Here is a 15,970-nt window from a genome sequence, read left to right as displayed (position 1 = left end):
GACTATTGATTTACTTTGTCCCGCCTTTGCATTGCGATATGCTTAATGGCGAGTTCTACGTTACCGTCGAGTTCCGCAGCAAGCTGCATCACTTCCATTTTTTCGGTTTCCTCTGTGGTGTAGGCGAGGTATTCCTCCAAACTAACTTCGGTGGCATAGACTGCCGAGTGTGTACCTCCTAAGCCAATCCAAACCTCTTTGTAAAGTCGGCTTGCATCGTTGTTCATATTGATGGAAAGTACCTGCCCTTTTTCTTTGTCGGTAAGCCCCAACATTGCCTGTATATCATCAAACTTGTTCATATACTTGCGTTGGTCAAGCAGGATTTTACAGTCGGAGTTGTTGATGATACTTTCTTTCACAATGGGCGACTGGATAATGTCGTCAACCTCCTGCGTTACGACAATCGCTTCGCCGAAAAATTTGCGGACGGTCTTAAACAAATACTTGATGTATTCCGCCATTCCCTCTTTGGCAATGGCTTTCCACGCTTCTTCAATCAGGATGAGTTTGCGAATACCTTTCAGTCGGCGCATCTTGTTGATGAACACTTCCATAATGATAATCGTGACTATCGGAAAGAGGATTTTGTGGTCTTTAATCGCATCAATTTCAAACACAATAAAGCGTTTGGAAAGCAGGTCTAATTGCTTGTCTGAGTTCAGCAGGTAATCGTATTCTCCACCCTTGTAATAGGGTTCGAGAACGTTCAGGAAATTGGCAATGTCAAAGTCTTTTTCCCTGACCTGCTTTTCCTCCAGTACCTTGCGGTAATCGCCTTTTACATACTCATAGAAACAGTTGAATGACGGGTACACATCTTGCGTTTTGATACATTCAATATAACCGCTTACCGCATTGGAAAGGGCAACTTCTTCAGAACGGGTTGGCGGTTCGTCATCACGTTTCCACAAGGTCAGTATCAAAGTCTTGATACTTTCCCTTTTCTCAATGTCGAACACGCCATCATCGGTATAGAAAGGATTAAAGGCAATGGGGTTATCTTCGGTATAAGTGAAGTAAACACCGTCTTCGCCTTTACTTTTTCCTTTAATGAGTTCGCATAAACCCTGATAGGAATTACCTGTATCCACGAGCAGGACGTGTACGCCCTGTTCGTAGTACTGTCGAACCATATGGTTTGTGAAGAACGATTTACCCGAACCCGACGGACCAAGTATAAACTTGTTCCGGTTCGTGATGATGCCCCGCTTCATTGGCAGGTCGGAAATATCCAAATGGATAGGTTTTCCGGTAAGCCTGTCAGCCATCTTGATACCGAACGGCGAGGGCGAATTGTGGTAGTTGGTTTCTTCGGTAAAGAAGCACAATGCAGGTTCAATGAACGTGTAAAAACTTTCCTCACTCGGAAAGTCGCCTGCATTGCCTGGCATTCCCGCCCAGTACAATGTGGCTACGTCCGTTGTGTTGTGGCGAGGCTTACATTCCATCAGTGCCAACGCACTACCGCAATCGTTCTTTAACTGTTTCAGTTCCGCAGGGTCATCCGACCACGCCATAATGTTGAAGTGAGCACGAACAGAAGACAACCCGAAGCTGTGGGCTTCGTTCAGGTACTTTTCTATCCACTCTTTGTTGATTTGGTTGGCACGGCTGTACCTTGCCAGTGAGTGCATATTACGGGCAGACTTCTCAAACTTTTGCAGGTTGTCTTCGCTGTTATCCAAAAACAAGTATTGATTGTAGATGTGGTTGCAGCTTAACAGCAAACCCACAGGTGCTGCGAATGACAGGCGGCAGTCGCTACGGTCGGTTGATAGCTTTTCAAAACGGGTATCTGCTGATACTGTTCCAGGCAGGTCGTCCGTATCGGAAAGAGCGTGCAGGCTTAACCTTTTGTTTCCGATGCGCACCTCTTCAGTTCCGAGTGCGATGTCCTGCATTGGTGTTGCGGCTTGCCTCGATAACGTGAGGTACTGTTCCAGTAATCCCTGTGTATTCTCCGTTCCGATAATGTCCTCTTCGGTCAAACGCCGCAGGCTTACAAACCCGCTATCGTTCACGATACGCTCAAACTGTGCCACCGCTTCCATAAAGCGTTGTATTGTCTCCTTGTTCCTGATTTCCTTTGGTATCAGCGAACCTTTGCAAAGCGAACTGAAGTTGCTTTGCATCCGCATTCTTTCCTTTGTTGTCTTTGTTAGAAACAGGTAGCAATAATGGTTCAGGAACGGTCGCTCGTTAAAATGGCGTTGGTAAGACTTCGATAAAAAGCTCTGGTCTTCTATTGCCAAATCGGGCGCATAGTTCTCTTTGATGTACCAGTCCTGTTTGTGAATGACTGTAAAATCAGGTAGGGTTTTGATAGCCTTATGCCAAGCGGAGTGTATGGCTTCATACTCTACAGAAGCTACCGTGAACAGTTCCGGCAAACGCACTTCAAAACAGGCGGTAATGTCCGCATCTTTGGAAAGGATGCAGTTGTTCTCTACTGCCAACAAAGGAAACTTGTTTTCCAGTGTGGTGGTCTTTGCAACATTTCTCATAGGGCATTTGGTTTAGAAGTGAATTTTAAATAGCGGTGTACAGGCTTGCGGCAGATGATGTAGCGTGGATGCCGTTTATTGGCTGCGATTTTCATCAGCCCGTGTTCGCCGTACTTCCTGTTAAGGGAAAAGGTCTGCCATACAATGAGCGAAGCACCGCCTGCTCCGAGGAAAAGGCAGATGTAAGAGTTTACGCCTGCCATATACAGTATCATCACGAAAATGAGCGTACCGAGCAAGCCACCTGCAAAAATGAACAGGTATTGTGCTTTCAGACCTTTAAACTCCACCGTTCTTCCGATGCCTTTGTTGATATTGTAATTCATAAGGCAAGGGTTTAAAGGAAGAATGAACGCAGGATAGTTGCCGCCACAATCAAGAAGATACACGCACCGAACCACGAAGCCGCAGTTTTCGATGTATCGGGGTCGCCGGAACTGAATTTGTTGTACACCTTAACGCCCCCTATCAAACCGACGACAGCACCGATGGCGTAGATTAACTGGGTTGCGGGGTCGAAATAACTTGTTACCATCTGGGTAGCTTCGTTGATACCTGCCGAGCCGTTTCCCTGTGCGAATGCACCAATTCCTGACAGCATTGCCACTGCTGCCAGCAAAACTTTTTTTCTTTGTTTTTCCATAATTGAAACACATTAATTTGTTACTGTTTATCCCGCACCTTGCGAGCTTTCGGGACAAATGTCTTGTGGAAAAAGAGGCATTATAAGAAAGTGGCAGTCAGAGGAAGTGTTTGGCTGTGAGTGGCTTTATTGGTGGGGACTTCCAGAGCGGAAGTACAAATGATGGGAGGCTTTTATTGCAATTTACAGTTGGTTCAATGCAACTTTTAAATTACATTTGTACATTCATAATAAAGTCACTTTTAATCCTTTTTGAGATGAAAATATCAGGCAGACATATTGGAGAAATGCTGAAGGAAGCCAGAGAACAAAGACAGCTAACTCAAGAACAATTAGCCCAAAAAGTGGGTAAGAAAAGGAGTTACATTTCTAAGGTCGAAACTGATTATGGCAATAATATCAAACTTCAAACCCTTAAAGAGATAGTAGAAAAGGGATTTGACGGTACGGTTAAAATTAATTTGGAACTCTGATTTGTATATGGATAAATTATTGAAGAACGCTTTTAAAATGCAAATTCAATCCAAAGAAGGATTTGAGTTCGAAGAATTTATTGATGAACTGTTTCTTTTGAAATATGGCGTTAATAACTATACGCCCATCAGGAGGAATAAGGATAAAGGCAATGACGGTACTATTTTGCCCGAACAAAAGATATTGGCTTGTTATGCGCCAAGAAAATATAGCAAAACTGATTTTGAAACAAAAGTTTTAGGTGCAGCAAACAAAGAAGGAGATTTTGAAAAATACCAGAAAAACTGGAAAGACAAATTTCCAAATTGGGAAATGTATGTTAACCACGAAGTGTCACCGGAACAATTTACACTAATTCAGGGTTTAGATGGCGTTACTTCGATTAAGGGGATAGACCAAATTCTTTCTATTGTTGATGAACTTTTATCAAGTAAAAAAAGGAAACTTGCAGCCTACTTAGGCATTGAAAGCTTTTTTATACAGGACTATATTCAGGAAATCATTAATGACCTACTGAATGCATCAAACGAAGAAGATAAAGCTCTGCATTTCGACAGGAAAACATTAGTCCCTCCCCAAAAGAAAATCGAACTCAACTTTGAACAGGAAGATTGGGACGGGATGAACTCGGAAATGGTATTGGTGATGACGGAGTTTAATACGATTACCAATATACTTTCGGGATATAATGATGATGAGATTAATACCCTGAAAAGAAGGGTTATAAATGATTACAATAAACTTTCAGGAAATTTCAAGGAGAGATTATATAATCTGACCGACCAATATACAACGACATATGGAAACATTAAAGATGATGAATATGTAAAATGCGTAAAATCTATATTGCTGTATATGTTTGAACAGTGCTTAATAGGCAGAAAAACAGAAAATTAACTATGATATTACCGCAGCCCGAAAGCAATCTTAAAACCAACCTTATGGTATTAGGAGCAGATATTATAAGTATTATGGGTAATTCCCCTTTTAAAAACAAATACGTTATCGTGGATGATATAATGAATAAGTTTTTAAACAGGGATAAAGATAGGACACCCGACCTTTTTCTGTATGCCTTGACCTTCTTGCATACGATTGGCAGCATTGAGAAAAAAGGATATAAAATCAAATTGGTAAAGAAAGAAAGCCAAGAAGAAAATCAAACAAGTTTATTCAACAATGTTAATTAGAATATATTCAGAAACCAACCTTATAGATGCTGTTCCATTTCACAATGGAATAAACATCATATTGGGCAAATACTCTGGGGATAAAGAAGCACGAGGGATTAATGGTATTGGCAAATCTACGTTGGTCAGGCTTGTTGATTTTACCTTATTAAGCGGTAAAGCAGAAAAAAGATTTGCTCAAAAAAAGTATGACTTTTTACGTGATGATGAACACACGATTACTTTAGAAATTGAAGTACAGGAACAAAAATATTTTATCAAGAGGGGCTTTGCCGATACAAAAAAAATATTTTTCGGGAAGCGACCGGATGCTCTTGATGAATATGAAAAATCTGAAATGCCGAAATTGCTGGAAGGGATATTTTTTCCGACAGAGAACAACGAAGTATTCTTTGAAGGAAAAAGATATGGAACGTTGATGGAATTTTTTGTTAAGGACGACTTGCAAAGTCAGCAAAGAGTTGACCCTTTAAATTTTGTTTCTTACAATGCCAATGCAAGAGAAAAGGCATTGTATAATTTTTATTTGCTAAATCTCCCGACAAAAACACTTTTAAAATATAACGAAGTATCTTCTGAATACGAAAGGTATAATAATACGGTAAAATCCCTTTCAGAAAAGGTTAAAGCAGATACAGGTAAAGATATTCAGGAATTTAGAACAGAGCGGTTAAAGATTGAAAAAGACATTGCTGCACTCGAAAGCAGTCTGAAGGAATATAACTTTCTTGCCAATCATAAAGAGATAGAGCAAAAATTAAATCAGGTTATTTCTGAAATTAATGAGCAATCTGTCATCTATCATAATACAAACCGGAAATTAGACAAACTAAAATCCTCTTATAACGAAGTGTCATCTATTGACCTGGACAAAATTCGTAAGCTCTACAATGAAACGGTAGCAACATTTGGCAACTTTGTAAAAAGAAGTTTAGACGAAGTTATAGACTTTAAAAAGCAACTTTTGGCGAACAGGAATAAATATTTGTTGGAGGAAGAAAAGAAATTACAATCATCAATAGACCAAAGTTTAACACAGCTTGAAAAATTAGAAAAGAACAGGAGCCAATTATTTTCAATGCTAAAAGAGAGAGGTGCATTGGACAGGATTGAGAGTACCTACGAAAGATTAGTCAATGAAAAAACACTTTTAGAACGGAATACCTCAATTGTACGAGAAATTGACGAAATCGAAGAAATATTAGGGAACTCAAATATTGTAATAGCTGAATTAAAGAGGGATATTGTCAGCGAACTAAACAAGCAACAAACCTATCTTGATGAGTTGCGATTGTTATTTCAACAAATTCTTGAAAATGCTATCTATTTGGATGAAGAATTTGATAATTCTTATTTTAATATCACATTAAACTCTACTTCGCCAAGAAACCAATTGCCTTTTAAAATAAGCTTGGAAATTCCTAAAGCGGATGCTTTAGGGCAAGAGCGTTTGAAAATTGTAGCATATGATTTAATGGTATTCTTAAAAAGCAGGATTGACAAACGGAGTATCCCGGATTTTCTTGTACACGATGGTGTATTTCACGCCATATCATACAAAACAATATCCAATGTTCTGAACTATATGTACCACAAATCAAACGAACTACATAATTTTCAATATATCGTTACTTTCAATGAAGATGAAATTGATTTGACTGGGGATGAGAGTAAGTTTGGAAAGTTTGATTTTGATTGGTCTAAACAAGTAATTGCTGAATATTCAGATACCGAGCAGGAAACAATTTTTAAACGATTTTTTTAAATGGCGAACTATCAATTACCTCCTTTAAAAGATGAAAGGTTATTTGAGGAACTCACTTGTGATTTATTCAATTTTGTAGAGAATACCTCATCATATGAGAATACAGATTTTCAGACGTTTGGTGTGAAAGGACAAAATCAGAAAGGTATTGATGTCTTTTCTTCCAAAACAAAAACGGTTATACAGTGCAAATTGAAAAGTATTGGAAGAAAAGATGAAACTATAAGGAAAATTCTAATTCAGGATATAAATACCGATTTAGAAAAAGCAAGGGATTTAGCGATTGATTTTGACAAATTTGTTTTTGCTTCTACGTTTCGTGACGATGCTCAAATACAGGAATACCTAAATCAAATAAAAAGAGAACAGAAAATACCCTTTCATTTATATTACTGGGGATGGGATACCATAACAAAGCATATTGAGCAATCAGAGGCGTTACTGCATAAGTATTTTCCAAAGTTTGTAAAGAAAGCCAAGCCTGGAAAGACAAAAATTGAACTACCGGACGGAGCGTTGGGTAAAGAGCTTTCCAAGAAGAACTACATTGATTATTTAAAAAAGCGATATGGCGATTGGAAACAAATTGAATTAAGCAAAAAGGGAGAAAAATTCAATTGGGCTGCTTTTACTATTTCATTGTCTAAAAGATATAAAGCATCAGGGATGAATTATATTGATGTTCGACATTTTGAAGATTTAGCATCATATCTAAAAAGCCGGATTGATGGGACAATTATGGGAAAAGTGAATAAATCTAAAGGAATAAAAAATTATTCTGTCTTTGAAGAGTTCTCGGAAAACGAAGTTTAAAAAGACAAAGGGAAGTCTATACAAACTCCCCAATGTCAAAATCACCCAAATCACTTTTCCGCAAGGTGGAAGAACCGTCGTCGCTTTCAGATGAAAGTGTGCTATCCAAAAGCTCGACAATCTTTCGGGAAGCACCCTCAATGGAATTTTCCAGTAGGCTGAATAATTCGGTTCCCTGTAATTTCTGAACTATGGCTACCGCTGCTTCCTTTTGAGCCTGTTCCAAATTCTCTTTTTGGAGCAATGCCCCTACGGAGCTTAGTTCGTCGTAGGTAACCCCTTGGGCAAAACCGTTATCGCCACCGGATATTCCGTACCTGTTCCATTCTTCTTCCTCTTCCTCCAAATCAGGCATATTGCTGAAAACTTCGTCCAGTTCTTCCTGCGGAATTTGAATGCTGACGTTTTCGTTTTCGTCATATTCAATGTCTAAATTATCAGGGTTTATCTCCGGTTCCGCTATTTGGCTTTCATTGGCAGTGTTTGGCACTGAAAGGCTTCTTACTGGCTTGGGCTGCCCCATAATATCGGGCAGGTTCGGGTTAACTTTTTTCTGTGTGGGCTTTTGCTCCGACCTTTTATGAATAACAATCTTATCCTGCAAAAGCAGGACAATGACGATTAGCAGGCATATCACAATTACTATTTCCATAATCAGGTACTTTAAAAAATGGGTTTAAACTTTTCGTTGAAATCATCGGTAATGGCTTTTTCAAACATTTCAAAATGATGTTCAAGTATGTTATCGAGATAGGCATACAGGGGTATAGCATCTTTACCGATTACCTGTACAATACGAGATAGCCGTTCGTGGTATTCCTGCCGGATATAAATGCTTTTATCGCCCCGCTTTGTCATCGAGTGGGTTTTCAAAAAGTGTTCGCCGTAGCTTCCGTCAAGGTTTTTCTTTGTACGGCTTCTTTCCCGTTGTGCGGGTTTGCTTTGTGATAATTCTTCCTGCTGCACCTCGTCTTTTACCGCTTCTTTTACCTGCTCTTCGGCAGGTTCAGGCGGTAGCTGCAAACCGTCCTTTTTAACTCCGTCCACCATCAGGTTCATCATCATTTCCTCGTTAATGTCCGGCGTGACTTTTCTTTTATTGTCTTTTTCCATAGCACTACAATTGAATGATGTTTAAAAATTCGCTAATGAACAGGTCTAACTGGCAGGCTTTCATCAAACGCTCGTCGGGAGGCATTACCGTAGAACGGAAAACCGTTTTGCTGTTTGCTTCGCTTTCCTTGCGAAAACGGGTGCTGTTCTTGATTTGGCTTTGCATCAGGCTTAATCCCAGTTGCCCGATAAGCTGATTGTACACGTCATATAAGGGTGTGCTTTCCCTGCCGTCCACCTGGTTCCAAAATAGGTTAATGCTTTGTATGGAAGTTTCGCCTTTTTTCATAATCACGTCCTGTAAAAGCTGCGTGAAGATGAGCGTACTTTCCATTACCACACGGTCTGCCGTAATGGGTGTGAAAATGTGGTGCATACCTGCCAGTGCTTTCAGGATACCGGGCGTGTTCACGGTTCCGGGCAGGTCGAAGAACAGCACATCAAGCGGAACGGGAGAAGTGTTTACAAATTCGTGCGCCGCATCGAGTACGCTATCCGCTTTGTGCTGCATAATTGGATAGGCTTTTTTGTTGATGGTGGTAAACTGCTTATATGCCAGTTTTTTCAACGCCTCATTTTCCATTACCATTGCCAAATCACGGGTTTTCATTTTCATCAGGCTGTGCTGCGGAAAATCCGCATCAAATACGGCTACGTTGTAGCCCAACCGATAGTGCATCGTACTTGCAACAAGCGTGGTGAACGTGCTTTTGCCAACACCGCCTTTTTGAGAAGAAAAGGCAACGAACAGAGGTTTCTTTTTTGTGTCCATATTTTTAAAATTTAAAGTTTACATCTTCCTGTTTTCAGTCTTGCAGGCTTGCACCCGTGCAGTCCAGATTTCGTGCTGTCTTTCTTGCAGGATAGCTATCAGGCTTGCCTGCGGGAATTGCTGATTGCCTGCTTTCTTGCAATACAGCAGCAATGCTTTCATTCAGGCATCTTATCAGGCGGGATTGCATTCTTGCAATCGTTCCGTCTATCATTCCATCCGTCACGCAGGCGTGATTGTCTGATAGCAGGCTGTCACGCTTTCCGTCATTCCTGCGCTCTTGCTTTCTTGCAATCTTGCAGGCAGGATAACCTGCCATCTTGAATGTGTGCCGTCAGCTCGTCCTGAAGTACGGGCTGTCTGCCTGCCAACATTCAGGGGCAAAGAACTCATCAAAATCATTCGGTTGTATAGCGGTGGCAGTGTTTGGCGTTCAGAGGCAGTGTTTGGCACTGCCACACTGTACAATGCTTTCGTAAAGAGGGGCTTACTTTGTAAAATGATTTTTATTAATGGATTTATGCAAACATCACCTGACAAATCAAGAGGTAACAGCAACGGCATCGAGCCGTTTTTCCCTGTTACATTCAATCCGTCCCGCAGGGCGGATTTTTGTGTTCACCGGAACACGGCAAGTTGTGTTTTGAGCATCTCGGAATGATTTCCGATGCTCAAAACAACTTGCCCTTTGCAGGGGGCAGAAAACACCTTCCGAAGTCAGGGTTTTGTATGGATTTTAAAATGGATTAGTGATGAACGATAACAACAAAAAGCAATTGAAAAAGACCGGACGTCGCCCAAAAGAAGACCCGGCGACAATCCGCTATACGATTTCCTTTAACGAACAGGAACACGCCCGCTTTCTTGCCCTTTTTGATAAATCAGGTATGCAGGTAAAGGCGCACTTTATAACGTCCTGCATCTTTGACAAGACAATAAAGACCATTCAGATTGACAAAGGAACGGTTGATTTTTATATGAGGTTGACCTCATTTCACAGCCAGTTCCGTTCTATCGGTGTAAACTATAACCAAATTGTAAAGCTGCTGTACAAGAATTTTTCCGAGAAAAAAGCCGCAGCGTTCCTGTATAAACTGGAAAAACAGACGGCTGAAATGGCAATGCTGTGTCAAAAAATCATTCAGATTACCGAAAAATTTGAGGAAGAATACCTAAAAAAATAATATAGAAGTGATAGCAAAAATTGGAAGAAGTGCAAATTTATACGGGGCATTGGCATACAATCAGCTTAAAGTAGAGAATGAAAACGGGCAGATTTTGTTTGCCAATAAGATGATTGAAACCGCAAGCGGTCATTATTCCGTGGCACAATTAGCCCAGTCTTTAGCGCCTTACCTGATAGCCAACCGCAATACCGAGAAACATACGTTGCATATTTCACTCAATCCTGACCCGAACGACAAGGTAAGCGATGACAAATTTAGGGAAATGGCAGAACAATATATGCGTGAAATGGGTTACGGCGAACAGCCTTTTGTAGTTTTCAAACACACGGATATAGACCGTAGCCATATACACATTGTATCGGTTTGCGTGGACGAGCAGGGCAAAAAGATTTCGGATAAATTCGAGAAAATGCGGTCTATGAATGTATGCCGTGAACTGGAAAGACAACACGGATTGATACCCGCAACAGACAAGGAGCGCAACCAAACTGATAAGGTTTTCCGTCCGGTAGATTATTGGGCAGGCGATGTTAAGAGCCAAATCGCTTCGGTCGTTCGCCATCTGCCGAATTATTACCAGTACCAAACTTTGGGCGAATACAATGCCCTGCTTTCCCTGTTCAATATTACCGCCGAGAAAATCGAGGGCGAATTGCAGGGAAAGATGAAGCAGGGCTTACTATATATTCCGCTAAATGAAAAAGGCGAAAGAGCCGGGCATCCGTTCAAGGCTTCGCTGTTCGGAAAGAGCGCAGGGCTTCCGGCTTTGGAATTGCATTTTGCGAAATGCAAAACGGCTTTGAAAGACAGCCCGACCAAACAGACCCTAAAATCTGCCGTTACCATTGCCCTGAAAACCACGAGTGATGAACAGGCATTTAAAAAGCAGTTAGCGGAACAGGGTATTAACGTTGTGGTGCGCCGGAACGATACAGGGCGTATTTATGGTATCTCATTTATTGACCACAATTCCAAAGCAGTTTGGAACGGTTCACGTTTAGCAACGGAACTTTCTGCCAATACCTTTAATGATTATTGGAACAATAACATCAAACCGGATATTAAGGAACCTGCCGTTTTACAACCTAAACTATCCACATCAAATGATGCGGATCTTCCTGCGGAAGAACCACACCATTTGTTCGACTTCTTAACTACGGACAAACGCGAAGACGGTTTGATTGAAGCACTGGGCGGCTTATTGCCTGAAGTCCAGGGCGACGATTACGAAGAACAGGACTTTGCCAATAAGATGAAGAAGAAGCGCAAACGCCAAAGAGGTCAGAAGTAATATTTAGCCAAACACTGCCACAGAACGCCGCTGGCTGCCACATTCTTATCGCCACTGCATAGAGCCTTTAAATTCACGCCCGAACATTAAAACTTAAAATAATGCAGGGAGAAGACGATTTAAGAGGGCTTGCCAAGATAATGGCTTTTATGCGGGCAGTCAGTATTCTTTTGGTGCTGATGCACCTTTATTGGTTCTGCTACGGTTTCTTTTTAGAACGTGGTTGGACGTTGGAAGTAATCAACAAGATATTAGGCAATTTCGACCGGACGGCGGGCTTGTTTTCACATACCCTTTATACCAAAGCATTTGCTTTGGTCTTACTGGCTTTAAGCTGTTTAGGAACAAAGGGCGTAAAAAATGAGAAGATAACCTGGTCTAAAATTTACGTGGCTTTGGGCGTGGGTTTTGTGCTGTTCTTTCTGAACACTCCATTGCTAAAGCTATCTCCGGCAACAGGCACATTCCTGTATATGCTTACTATCTCATTAGGTTATATCGCCTTGCTGATGGCAGGTGTATGGATGAGCCGTTTGCTCCGTACTAACCTGATGGATGATGTTTTCAATAACGAGAACGAGAGCTTTCAGCAGGAAACCAAACTGATGGAAAATGAGTATTCCGTCAATCTGCCCACCAAATTTTACTACAAAGGCAAATGGAACAACGGTTGGATAAACATTGTCAATCCTTTCAGGGCATCAATCGTGTTGGGTACTCCGGGTTCCGGTAAATCTTATGCCATCGTAAATAACTACATCAAGCAGCAGATAGAGAAAGGCTTTAGTATGTACATCTACGATTTCAAGTTTGACGACCTTTCCACCATTGCCTACAATCATTTACTGAAGCACAGGGATAAGTACAAAGTTCAGCCTAAATTTTACGTGATAAATTTCGACGACCCACGCAAGAGCCACCGTTGCAATCCACTCAATCCTGACTTTATGACGGACATTTCAGATGCTTACGAAGCAGCTTATACCATAATGCTAAACCTCAACAGGTCGTGGATACAGAAGCAAGGGGATTTTTTCGTGGAAAGCCCAATTATTCTTTTGGCTGCCATTATTTGGTATCTGAAAATCTATGAGGATGGCAAGTATTGTACGTTCCCTCACGCTATTGAATTGCTGAATAAAAAGTATTCAGACGTGTTCACAATTTTAACCTCATATCCTGATTTGGAAAACTACCTATCACCTTTTATGGATGCGTGGCAAGGTGGCGCACAAGACCAGTTACAAGGTCAGATAGCATCAGCAAAAATTCCATTGTCAAGAATGATTAGCCCGCAACTATACTGGGTAATGACAGGCGATGATTTTACGCTTGACATCAATAATCCGAAAGAGCCGAAAATTTTGTGCGTGGGTAATAATCCCGACCGTCAAAATATTTATTCCGCAGCTTTGGGTTTATACAATTCGAGGATTGTAAAACTGATTAATAAAAAAGGACAATTAAAGAGTTCCGTTATCATAGATGAGTTGCCCACAATTTATTTCAGGGGACTGGATAACCTCATTGCAACGGCGAGAAGTAACAAGGTAGCGGTATGTTTGGGCTTTCAGGATTTCTCGCAATTAACGAGGGATTACGGCGACAAAGAAAGCAAGGTAATACAGAACACCGTCGGTAATATATTCAGTGGTCAGGTGGTTGGAGAAACGGCAAAAAGTCTTTCGGAACGCTTCGGAAAAGTATTGCAGAAACGCCAGAGTATGACCATTAACCGCAACGATAAATCAACCTCTATCTCCACACAGTTAGACAGCCTTATTCCTGCATCAAAAATTTCAACGCTTACACAGGGTATGTTTGTCGGTTCTGTATCGGATAACTTCGATGAACGCATTGAGCAAAAAATATTTCACGCCGAAATTGTGGTGGATAATGAAAAGGTAGCTGCCGAAACCAAAGCCTATCAGCAAATACCGCAAATCCTTTCTTTTGTAAATGAGCAGGGCGAGGATAAAATGAAGCAGGAAATCGAAAGCAATTACAAACAGATAAAATCAGACATCCTTAATATTGTTGTAAGTGAAATGGAGCGCATCAAAAATGACCCGAACTTACAGCATTTGATACAGCAAGCGTAATTTGTTTCAATTTTTTATTGCATAATTGGAGTTGTCTTTAATTTTTATTTTAGCAATTGCTTAAATAATGAAATTTACTATATTTGCACTATGGATAATACTTCGTGCATAAGACAAAAGGCAGACATTAAACAAATTAATCGCTGTAAAGAACGAGTTTTAGAACTACACGGCTCGTTTGACTGTTTGTCTAACGGACTTGAATTGGCAGGAAACAATGTAAGGTTGAAAATTCTGTTTCTTTTTTATGAAGAAAAACGACTTTGTGTTTGTGATTTAAGCGATATTCTTGGTATGACAATTTCAGCAATTTCTCAGCATTTGCGAAAACTCAAAGACCGAAAGCTTATTGAAACCGAAAGAGAGGCACAAACCATTTTTTATTCATTGACCAAAGAGTATGAAAAAATGCTGAAACCATTTTTTAAAATACTTGATGATAACAAAATTTTAGAAACAATATGAAAACGGACAACAAACTAATCGGGACTGGACTTTTGACAGCAATTGCAGCTTCATTGTGTTGCATTACACCTGTGTTGGCTCTAATAGCAGGAACAAGCGGACTTGCTTCAACTTTTTCTTGGCTCGAACCTTTCCGACCATATTTTATCGGTTTAACAATTTTAGTGCTTGGTTTTGCTTGGTATCAAAAGTTGAAACCACAAAAGAAAATTGACTGCAACTGTGAAATAACTGAAAAAACAAATTTTATGAAAACGAAATCATTTTTAGGGATTTTTACCGCTATGGCGGCTTTACTTTTATCATTTCCGCTTTATGCTCAAATCTTTTTTCCAAAGACCGAAAGTAAAACAATTATTACACAAACTTCCAAAATTCAGAAAGTTGAGTTTACAATTAAAGGAATGACTTGTTCAGGTTGTGAACATCACATTAAAACAGAAGTTAGCAAACTAAATGGAATTGTGGAAATTGTGGTTTCTTATGAGAAAGGTAATGCTATTGTCAAGTTTGATAGTAAACAAACAAGTATCACAGAAATAGAAAAAGGTATCAATTCGACAGGATACAAATCACTAAAAAGTAAAATTATATCATAATGGAAATTAAATTACAATCAGTATTAACTTGCCCAAACTGTGGATACAAAAAAGAGGAAACAATGCCAACAGATGCTTGTCAATATTTCTATGAATGTGAAAACTGTAAGACACGCTTAAAACCATTAAAAGGCGATTGTTGTGTGTATTGTAGTTATGGAAGTATTCCCTGTCCACCAATACAACAGGATAAAAAATGTTGCTATTAGAAACCAATTAAGAGAAAAAAATGTTCAGTTTTTTCAAAAAATATTTTCAAAAATTTAAGAAGAATACTTATGCTATCAACAGAAAAAACAGTATCAGAAGTAATTGAAATACTAAGACAAAGAGGTTATACGGAAGACTTTAATCTATTGGAAGAAAACATTTCGTACAAAATAGACGGCGAGAAAGTTAATTTAAGGGACATTGTTATTGATAAAATTTATCGTTTTACTGGGCTTAATGACTTGGAAGATGAGGCTATCTTATATGCGATGAGAAACCAAAAAGATGGAGCAAAAGGTGTTTTCGTAAATGGTTATGGTACATACTCTGACAGTGCAGCAAACAGCATCATTGAGCAAATATCAGTTGACGAAGACGATAATGATGATTGGACGATAGAAAATTAAATCACAATGACTGAATTAGAAAAAATTTTACAGCAAAAAGCTATAAAACCCACCGCTATGCGTTTGTTGGTGGTTGAAAAGTTATTGAAACAACAATATGCAGTAAGTCATAAAGAGCTGGCAGAACAGTTTGAAAAAGCAGATAATATTACTCTCTTCAGAACACTTAAAGTATTCCTGGAACACAAACTTGTCCATACCATTGATGATGGAAGCGGAGTGTTTAAATACGCACTTTGCCAATCAGGATGCAATTGCAATTTATCAGAACTGCACACACATTTTTATTGTACCGACTGCAAACATACTTTTTGCCTTACTGAAACAGAAATTCCGAACATCGAAGTTCCTCAAAACTTTAAATTAGATGGAGCTAATTTAGTTCTTAAGGGGAAATGCGACAAATGTAACAAATAGACTTTTTCAACTTTG

At 39.8% G+C, this 15,970-nt stretch carries 21 protein-coding genes; 13 read left to right on the top strand and 8 right to left on the bottom strand.

Annotated elements, in window-relative coordinates:
- Positions 1-2: 2 nt before the first annotated feature.
- From EL260_RS07515 to EL260_RS07505, 3 genes are read right to left on the bottom strand one after another with little or no spacing between them, the layout of a single operon-like run.
- Positions 3-2,507, bottom strand: a complete 2,505-nt coding sequence (locus EL260_RS07515; RefSeq protein WP_123859582.1) for a TraG family conjugative transposon ATPase — start codon at positions 2,505-2,507, stop codon at positions 3-5.
- Positions 2,504-2,833, bottom strand: a complete 330-nt coding sequence (locus EL260_RS07510) for a DUF4133 domain-containing protein (protein WP_099365191.1) — start codon at positions 2,831-2,833, stop codon at positions 2,504-2,506. The genes EL260_RS07515 and EL260_RS07510 overlap by 4 nt, the downstream gene beginning before the upstream one ends.
- Positions 2,834-2,844: 11 nt before the next feature.
- A complete protein-coding gene (locus tag EL260_RS07505; protein WP_002979435.1) occupies positions 2,845-3,150 on the bottom strand; it encodes a DUF4134 domain-containing protein in 306 nt (101 codons plus the stop codon).
- Positions 3,151-3,407: 257 nt separating this feature from the next.
- Between EL260_RS07505 and EL260_RS25905 the strand changes: the two genes are divergently transcribed.
- From EL260_RS25905 to EL260_RS07480, 5 genes are all read left to right on the top strand, one after another.
- Entirely contained in the window at positions 3,408-3,623 is a 216-nt protein-coding gene (locus EL260_RS25905) for a helix-turn-helix domain-containing protein (RefSeq protein WP_109570615.1), read from the top strand.
- A 37-nt stretch (positions 3,624-3,660) separates the two neighbouring features.
- A complete protein-coding gene (locus tag EL260_RS07495; RefSeq protein WP_228445354.1) occupies positions 3,661-4,521 on the top strand; it encodes a hypothetical protein in 861 nt (286 codons plus the stop codon).
- 44 nt (positions 4,522-4,565) lie between these two features.
- Positions 4,566-4,814, top strand: coding sequence for a hypothetical protein (locus EL260_RS07490; RefSeq protein WP_228445352.1), 249 nt, complete (start codon positions 4,566-4,568; stop codon positions 4,812-4,814).
- Positions 4,804-6,579, top strand: coding sequence for a DUF2326 domain-containing protein (locus EL260_RS07485; RefSeq protein WP_116096936.1), 1,776 nt, complete (start codon positions 4,804-4,806; stop codon positions 6,577-6,579). The genes EL260_RS07490 and EL260_RS07485 overlap by 11 nt, the downstream gene beginning before the upstream one ends.
- A 192-nt stretch (positions 6,580-6,771) precedes the next feature.
- Complete coding sequence (locus EL260_RS07480; RefSeq protein ID WP_232534825.1) at positions 6,772-7,392, top strand: endonuclease; 621 nt, start codon at positions 6,772-6,774, stop codon at positions 7,390-7,392.
- 16 nt (positions 7,393-7,408) lie between these two features.
- Here EL260_RS07480 and EL260_RS07475 read toward each other — a convergent pair whose 3' ends face one another.
- From EL260_RS07475 to EL260_RS25495, 5 genes are read right to left on the bottom strand one after another with little or no spacing between them, the layout of a single operon-like run.
- Positions 7,409-8,044, bottom strand: a complete 636-nt coding sequence (locus tag EL260_RS07475; RefSeq protein WP_123859581.1) for a conjugal transfer protein TraD — start codon at positions 8,042-8,044, stop codon at positions 7,409-7,411.
- 11 nt (positions 8,045-8,055) lie between these two features.
- Complete coding sequence (locus EL260_RS07470) at positions 8,056-8,505, bottom strand: DUF3408 domain-containing protein (RefSeq protein ID WP_116096942.1); 450 nt, start codon at positions 8,503-8,505, stop codon at positions 8,056-8,058.
- Between the two features lie 4 nt (positions 8,506-8,509).
- On the bottom strand, positions 8,510-9,277 hold the full coding sequence (locus tag EL260_RS07465; protein ID WP_116096944.1) for a ParA family protein: 768 nt from the start codon (positions 9,275-9,277) through the stop codon (positions 8,510-8,512).
- A 34-nt stretch (positions 9,278-9,311) separates the two neighbouring features.
- On the bottom strand, positions 9,312-9,491 hold the full coding sequence (locus EL260_RS07460; protein ID WP_123859580.1) for a hypothetical protein: 180 nt from the start codon (positions 9,489-9,491) through the stop codon (positions 9,312-9,314).
- Between the two features lie 8 nt (positions 9,492-9,499).
- Positions 9,500-9,670 carry a hypothetical protein gene (locus EL260_RS25495; RefSeq protein ID WP_164466608.1) on the bottom strand — a complete coding sequence of 57 codons (171 nt, stop codon included), beginning with the start codon at positions 9,668-9,670 and terminating at the stop codon, positions 9,500-9,502.
- A gap of 359 nt (positions 9,671-10,029) precedes the next feature.
- Here EL260_RS25495 and mobA point away from each other — a divergent pair, with 359 nt between their 5' ends.
- The 8 genes from mobA (at position 10,030) to EL260_RS07420 (ending at position 15,955) form a co-directional block, all read left to right on the top strand.
- Positions 10,030-10,461, top strand: a complete 432-nt coding sequence (gene mobA, locus EL260_RS07455) for a conjugal transfer protein MobA (protein ID WP_072885924.1) — start codon at positions 10,030-10,032, stop codon at positions 10,459-10,461.
- 7 nt (positions 10,462-10,468) lie between these two features.
- Positions 10,469-11,755, top strand: a complete 1,287-nt coding sequence (gene mobB, locus EL260_RS07450; protein ID WP_123852621.1) for a conjugal transfer protein MobB — start codon at positions 10,469-10,471, stop codon at positions 11,753-11,755.
- 101 nt (positions 11,756-11,856) lie between these two features.
- Positions 11,857-13,857, top strand: a complete 2,001-nt coding sequence (gene mobC / locus EL260_RS07445; protein ID WP_072885926.1) for a conjugal transfer protein MobC — start codon at positions 11,857-11,859, stop codon at positions 13,855-13,857.
- A gap of 90 nt (positions 13,858-13,947) precedes the next feature.
- The gene (locus EL260_RS07440) at positions 13,948-14,322 is read left to right on the top strand and encodes an ArsR/SmtB family transcription factor (protein WP_123852620.1); all 375 of its coding nucleotides are present in this window, start codon (positions 13,948-13,950) and stop codon (positions 14,320-14,322) included.
- A complete protein-coding gene (gene merTP / locus EL260_RS07435; protein WP_072885928.1) occupies positions 14,319-14,921 on the top strand; it encodes a mercuric transport protein MerTP in 603 nt (200 codons plus the stop codon). The genes EL260_RS07440 and merTP overlap by 4 nt, the downstream gene beginning before the upstream one ends.
- The gene (locus tag EL260_RS25900; RefSeq protein WP_072885929.1) at positions 14,921-15,130 is read left to right on the top strand and encodes a GDCCVxC domain-containing (seleno)protein; all 210 of its coding nucleotides are present in this window, start codon (positions 14,921-14,923) and stop codon (positions 15,128-15,130) included. The genes merTP and EL260_RS25900 overlap by 1 nt, the downstream gene beginning before the upstream one ends.
- Positions 15,131-15,199: 69 nt before the next feature.
- A complete protein-coding gene (locus tag EL260_RS07425; protein ID WP_123852619.1) occupies positions 15,200-15,538 on the top strand; it encodes a hypothetical protein in 339 nt (112 codons plus the stop codon).
- A gap of 6 nt (positions 15,539-15,544) precedes the next feature.
- A complete protein-coding gene (locus tag EL260_RS07420; RefSeq protein ID WP_123852618.1) occupies positions 15,545-15,955 on the top strand; it encodes a Fur family transcriptional regulator in 411 nt (136 codons plus the stop codon).
- Positions 15,956-15,970 lie beyond the last annotated feature (15 nt).

The organism is Chryseobacterium nakagawai, assembly GCF_900637665.1.
In the GTDB taxonomy this organism is placed as follows: Bacteria; Bacteroidota; Bacteroidia; order Flavobacteriales; family Weeksellaceae; genus Chryseobacterium; species Chryseobacterium nakagawai.
The sequence above is the reverse complement of the archived record's forward strand: the minus strand, read 5'-3'. Positions and strand labels throughout refer to the sequence as shown.

Excerpts from the sequence above, each read along its gene's own strand:
- EL260_RS07515 (WP_123859582.1), bottom strand. The coding sequence starts at position 2,507 with ATGAGAAATGTTGCAAAGACCACCACACTGGAAAACAAGTTTCCTTTG.
- EL260_RS07510 (WP_099365191.1), bottom strand. The coding sequence starts at position 2,833 with ATGAATTACAATATCAACAAAGGCATCGGAAGAACGGTGGAGTTTAAA.
- EL260_RS07505 (WP_002979435.1), bottom strand. The coding sequence starts at position 3,150 with ATGGAAAAACAAAGAAAAAAAGTTTTGCTGGCAGCAGTGGCAATGCTG.
- EL260_RS25905 (WP_109570615.1), top strand. The coding sequence starts at position 3,408 with ATGAAAATATCAGGCAGACATATTGGAGAAATGCTGAAGGAAGCCAGA.
- EL260_RS07495 (WP_228445354.1), top strand. The coding sequence starts at position 3,661 with ATGCAAATTCAATCCAAAGAAGGATTTGAGTTCGAAGAATTTATTGAT.
- EL260_RS07490 (WP_228445352.1), top strand. The coding sequence starts at position 4,566 with ATGGTATTAGGAGCAGATATTATAAGTATTATGGGTAATTCCCCTTTT.
- EL260_RS07485 (WP_116096936.1), top strand. The coding sequence starts at position 4,804 with ATGTTAATTAGAATATATTCAGAAACCAACCTTATAGATGCTGTTCCA.
- EL260_RS07475 (WP_123859581.1), bottom strand. The coding sequence starts at position 8,044 with ATGGAAATAGTAATTGTGATATGCCTGCTAATCGTCATTGTCCTGCTT.
- EL260_RS07470 (WP_116096942.1), bottom strand. The coding sequence starts at position 8,505 with ATGGAAAAAGACAATAAAAGAAAAGTCACGCCGGACATTAACGAGGAA.
- EL260_RS07465 (WP_116096944.1), bottom strand. The coding sequence starts at position 9,277 with ATGGACACAAAAAAGAAACCTCTGTTCGTTGCCTTTTCTTCTCAAAAA.
- EL260_RS07460 (WP_123859580.1), bottom strand. The coding sequence starts at position 9,491 with ATGATAGACGGAACGATTGCAAGAATGCAATCCCGCCTGATAAGATGC.
- EL260_RS25495 (WP_164466608.1), bottom strand. The coding sequence starts at position 9,670 with ATGAGTTCTTTGCCCCTGAATGTTGGCAGGCAGACAGCCCGTACTTCA.
- mobA (WP_072885924.1), top strand. The coding sequence starts at position 10,030 with ATGAACGATAACAACAAAAAGCAATTGAAAAAGACCGGACGTCGCCCA.
- mobC (WP_072885926.1), top strand. The coding sequence starts at position 11,857 with ATGCAGGGAGAAGACGATTTAAGAGGGCTTGCCAAGATAATGGCTTTT.
- EL260_RS07440 (WP_123852620.1), top strand. The coding sequence starts at position 13,948 with ATGGATAATACTTCGTGCATAAGACAAAAGGCAGACATTAAACAAATT.
- merTP (WP_072885928.1), top strand. The coding sequence starts at position 14,319 with ATGAAAACGGACAACAAACTAATCGGGACTGGACTTTTGACAGCAATT.
- EL260_RS25900 (WP_072885929.1), top strand. The coding sequence starts at position 14,921 with ATGGAAATTAAATTACAATCAGTATTAACTTGCCCAAACTGTGGATAC.
- EL260_RS07425 (WP_123852619.1), top strand. The coding sequence starts at position 15,200 with ATGCTATCAACAGAAAAAACAGTATCAGAAGTAATTGAAATACTAAGA.
- EL260_RS07420 (WP_123852618.1), top strand. The coding sequence starts at position 15,545 with ATGACTGAATTAGAAAAAATTTTACAGCAAAAAGCTATAAAACCCACC.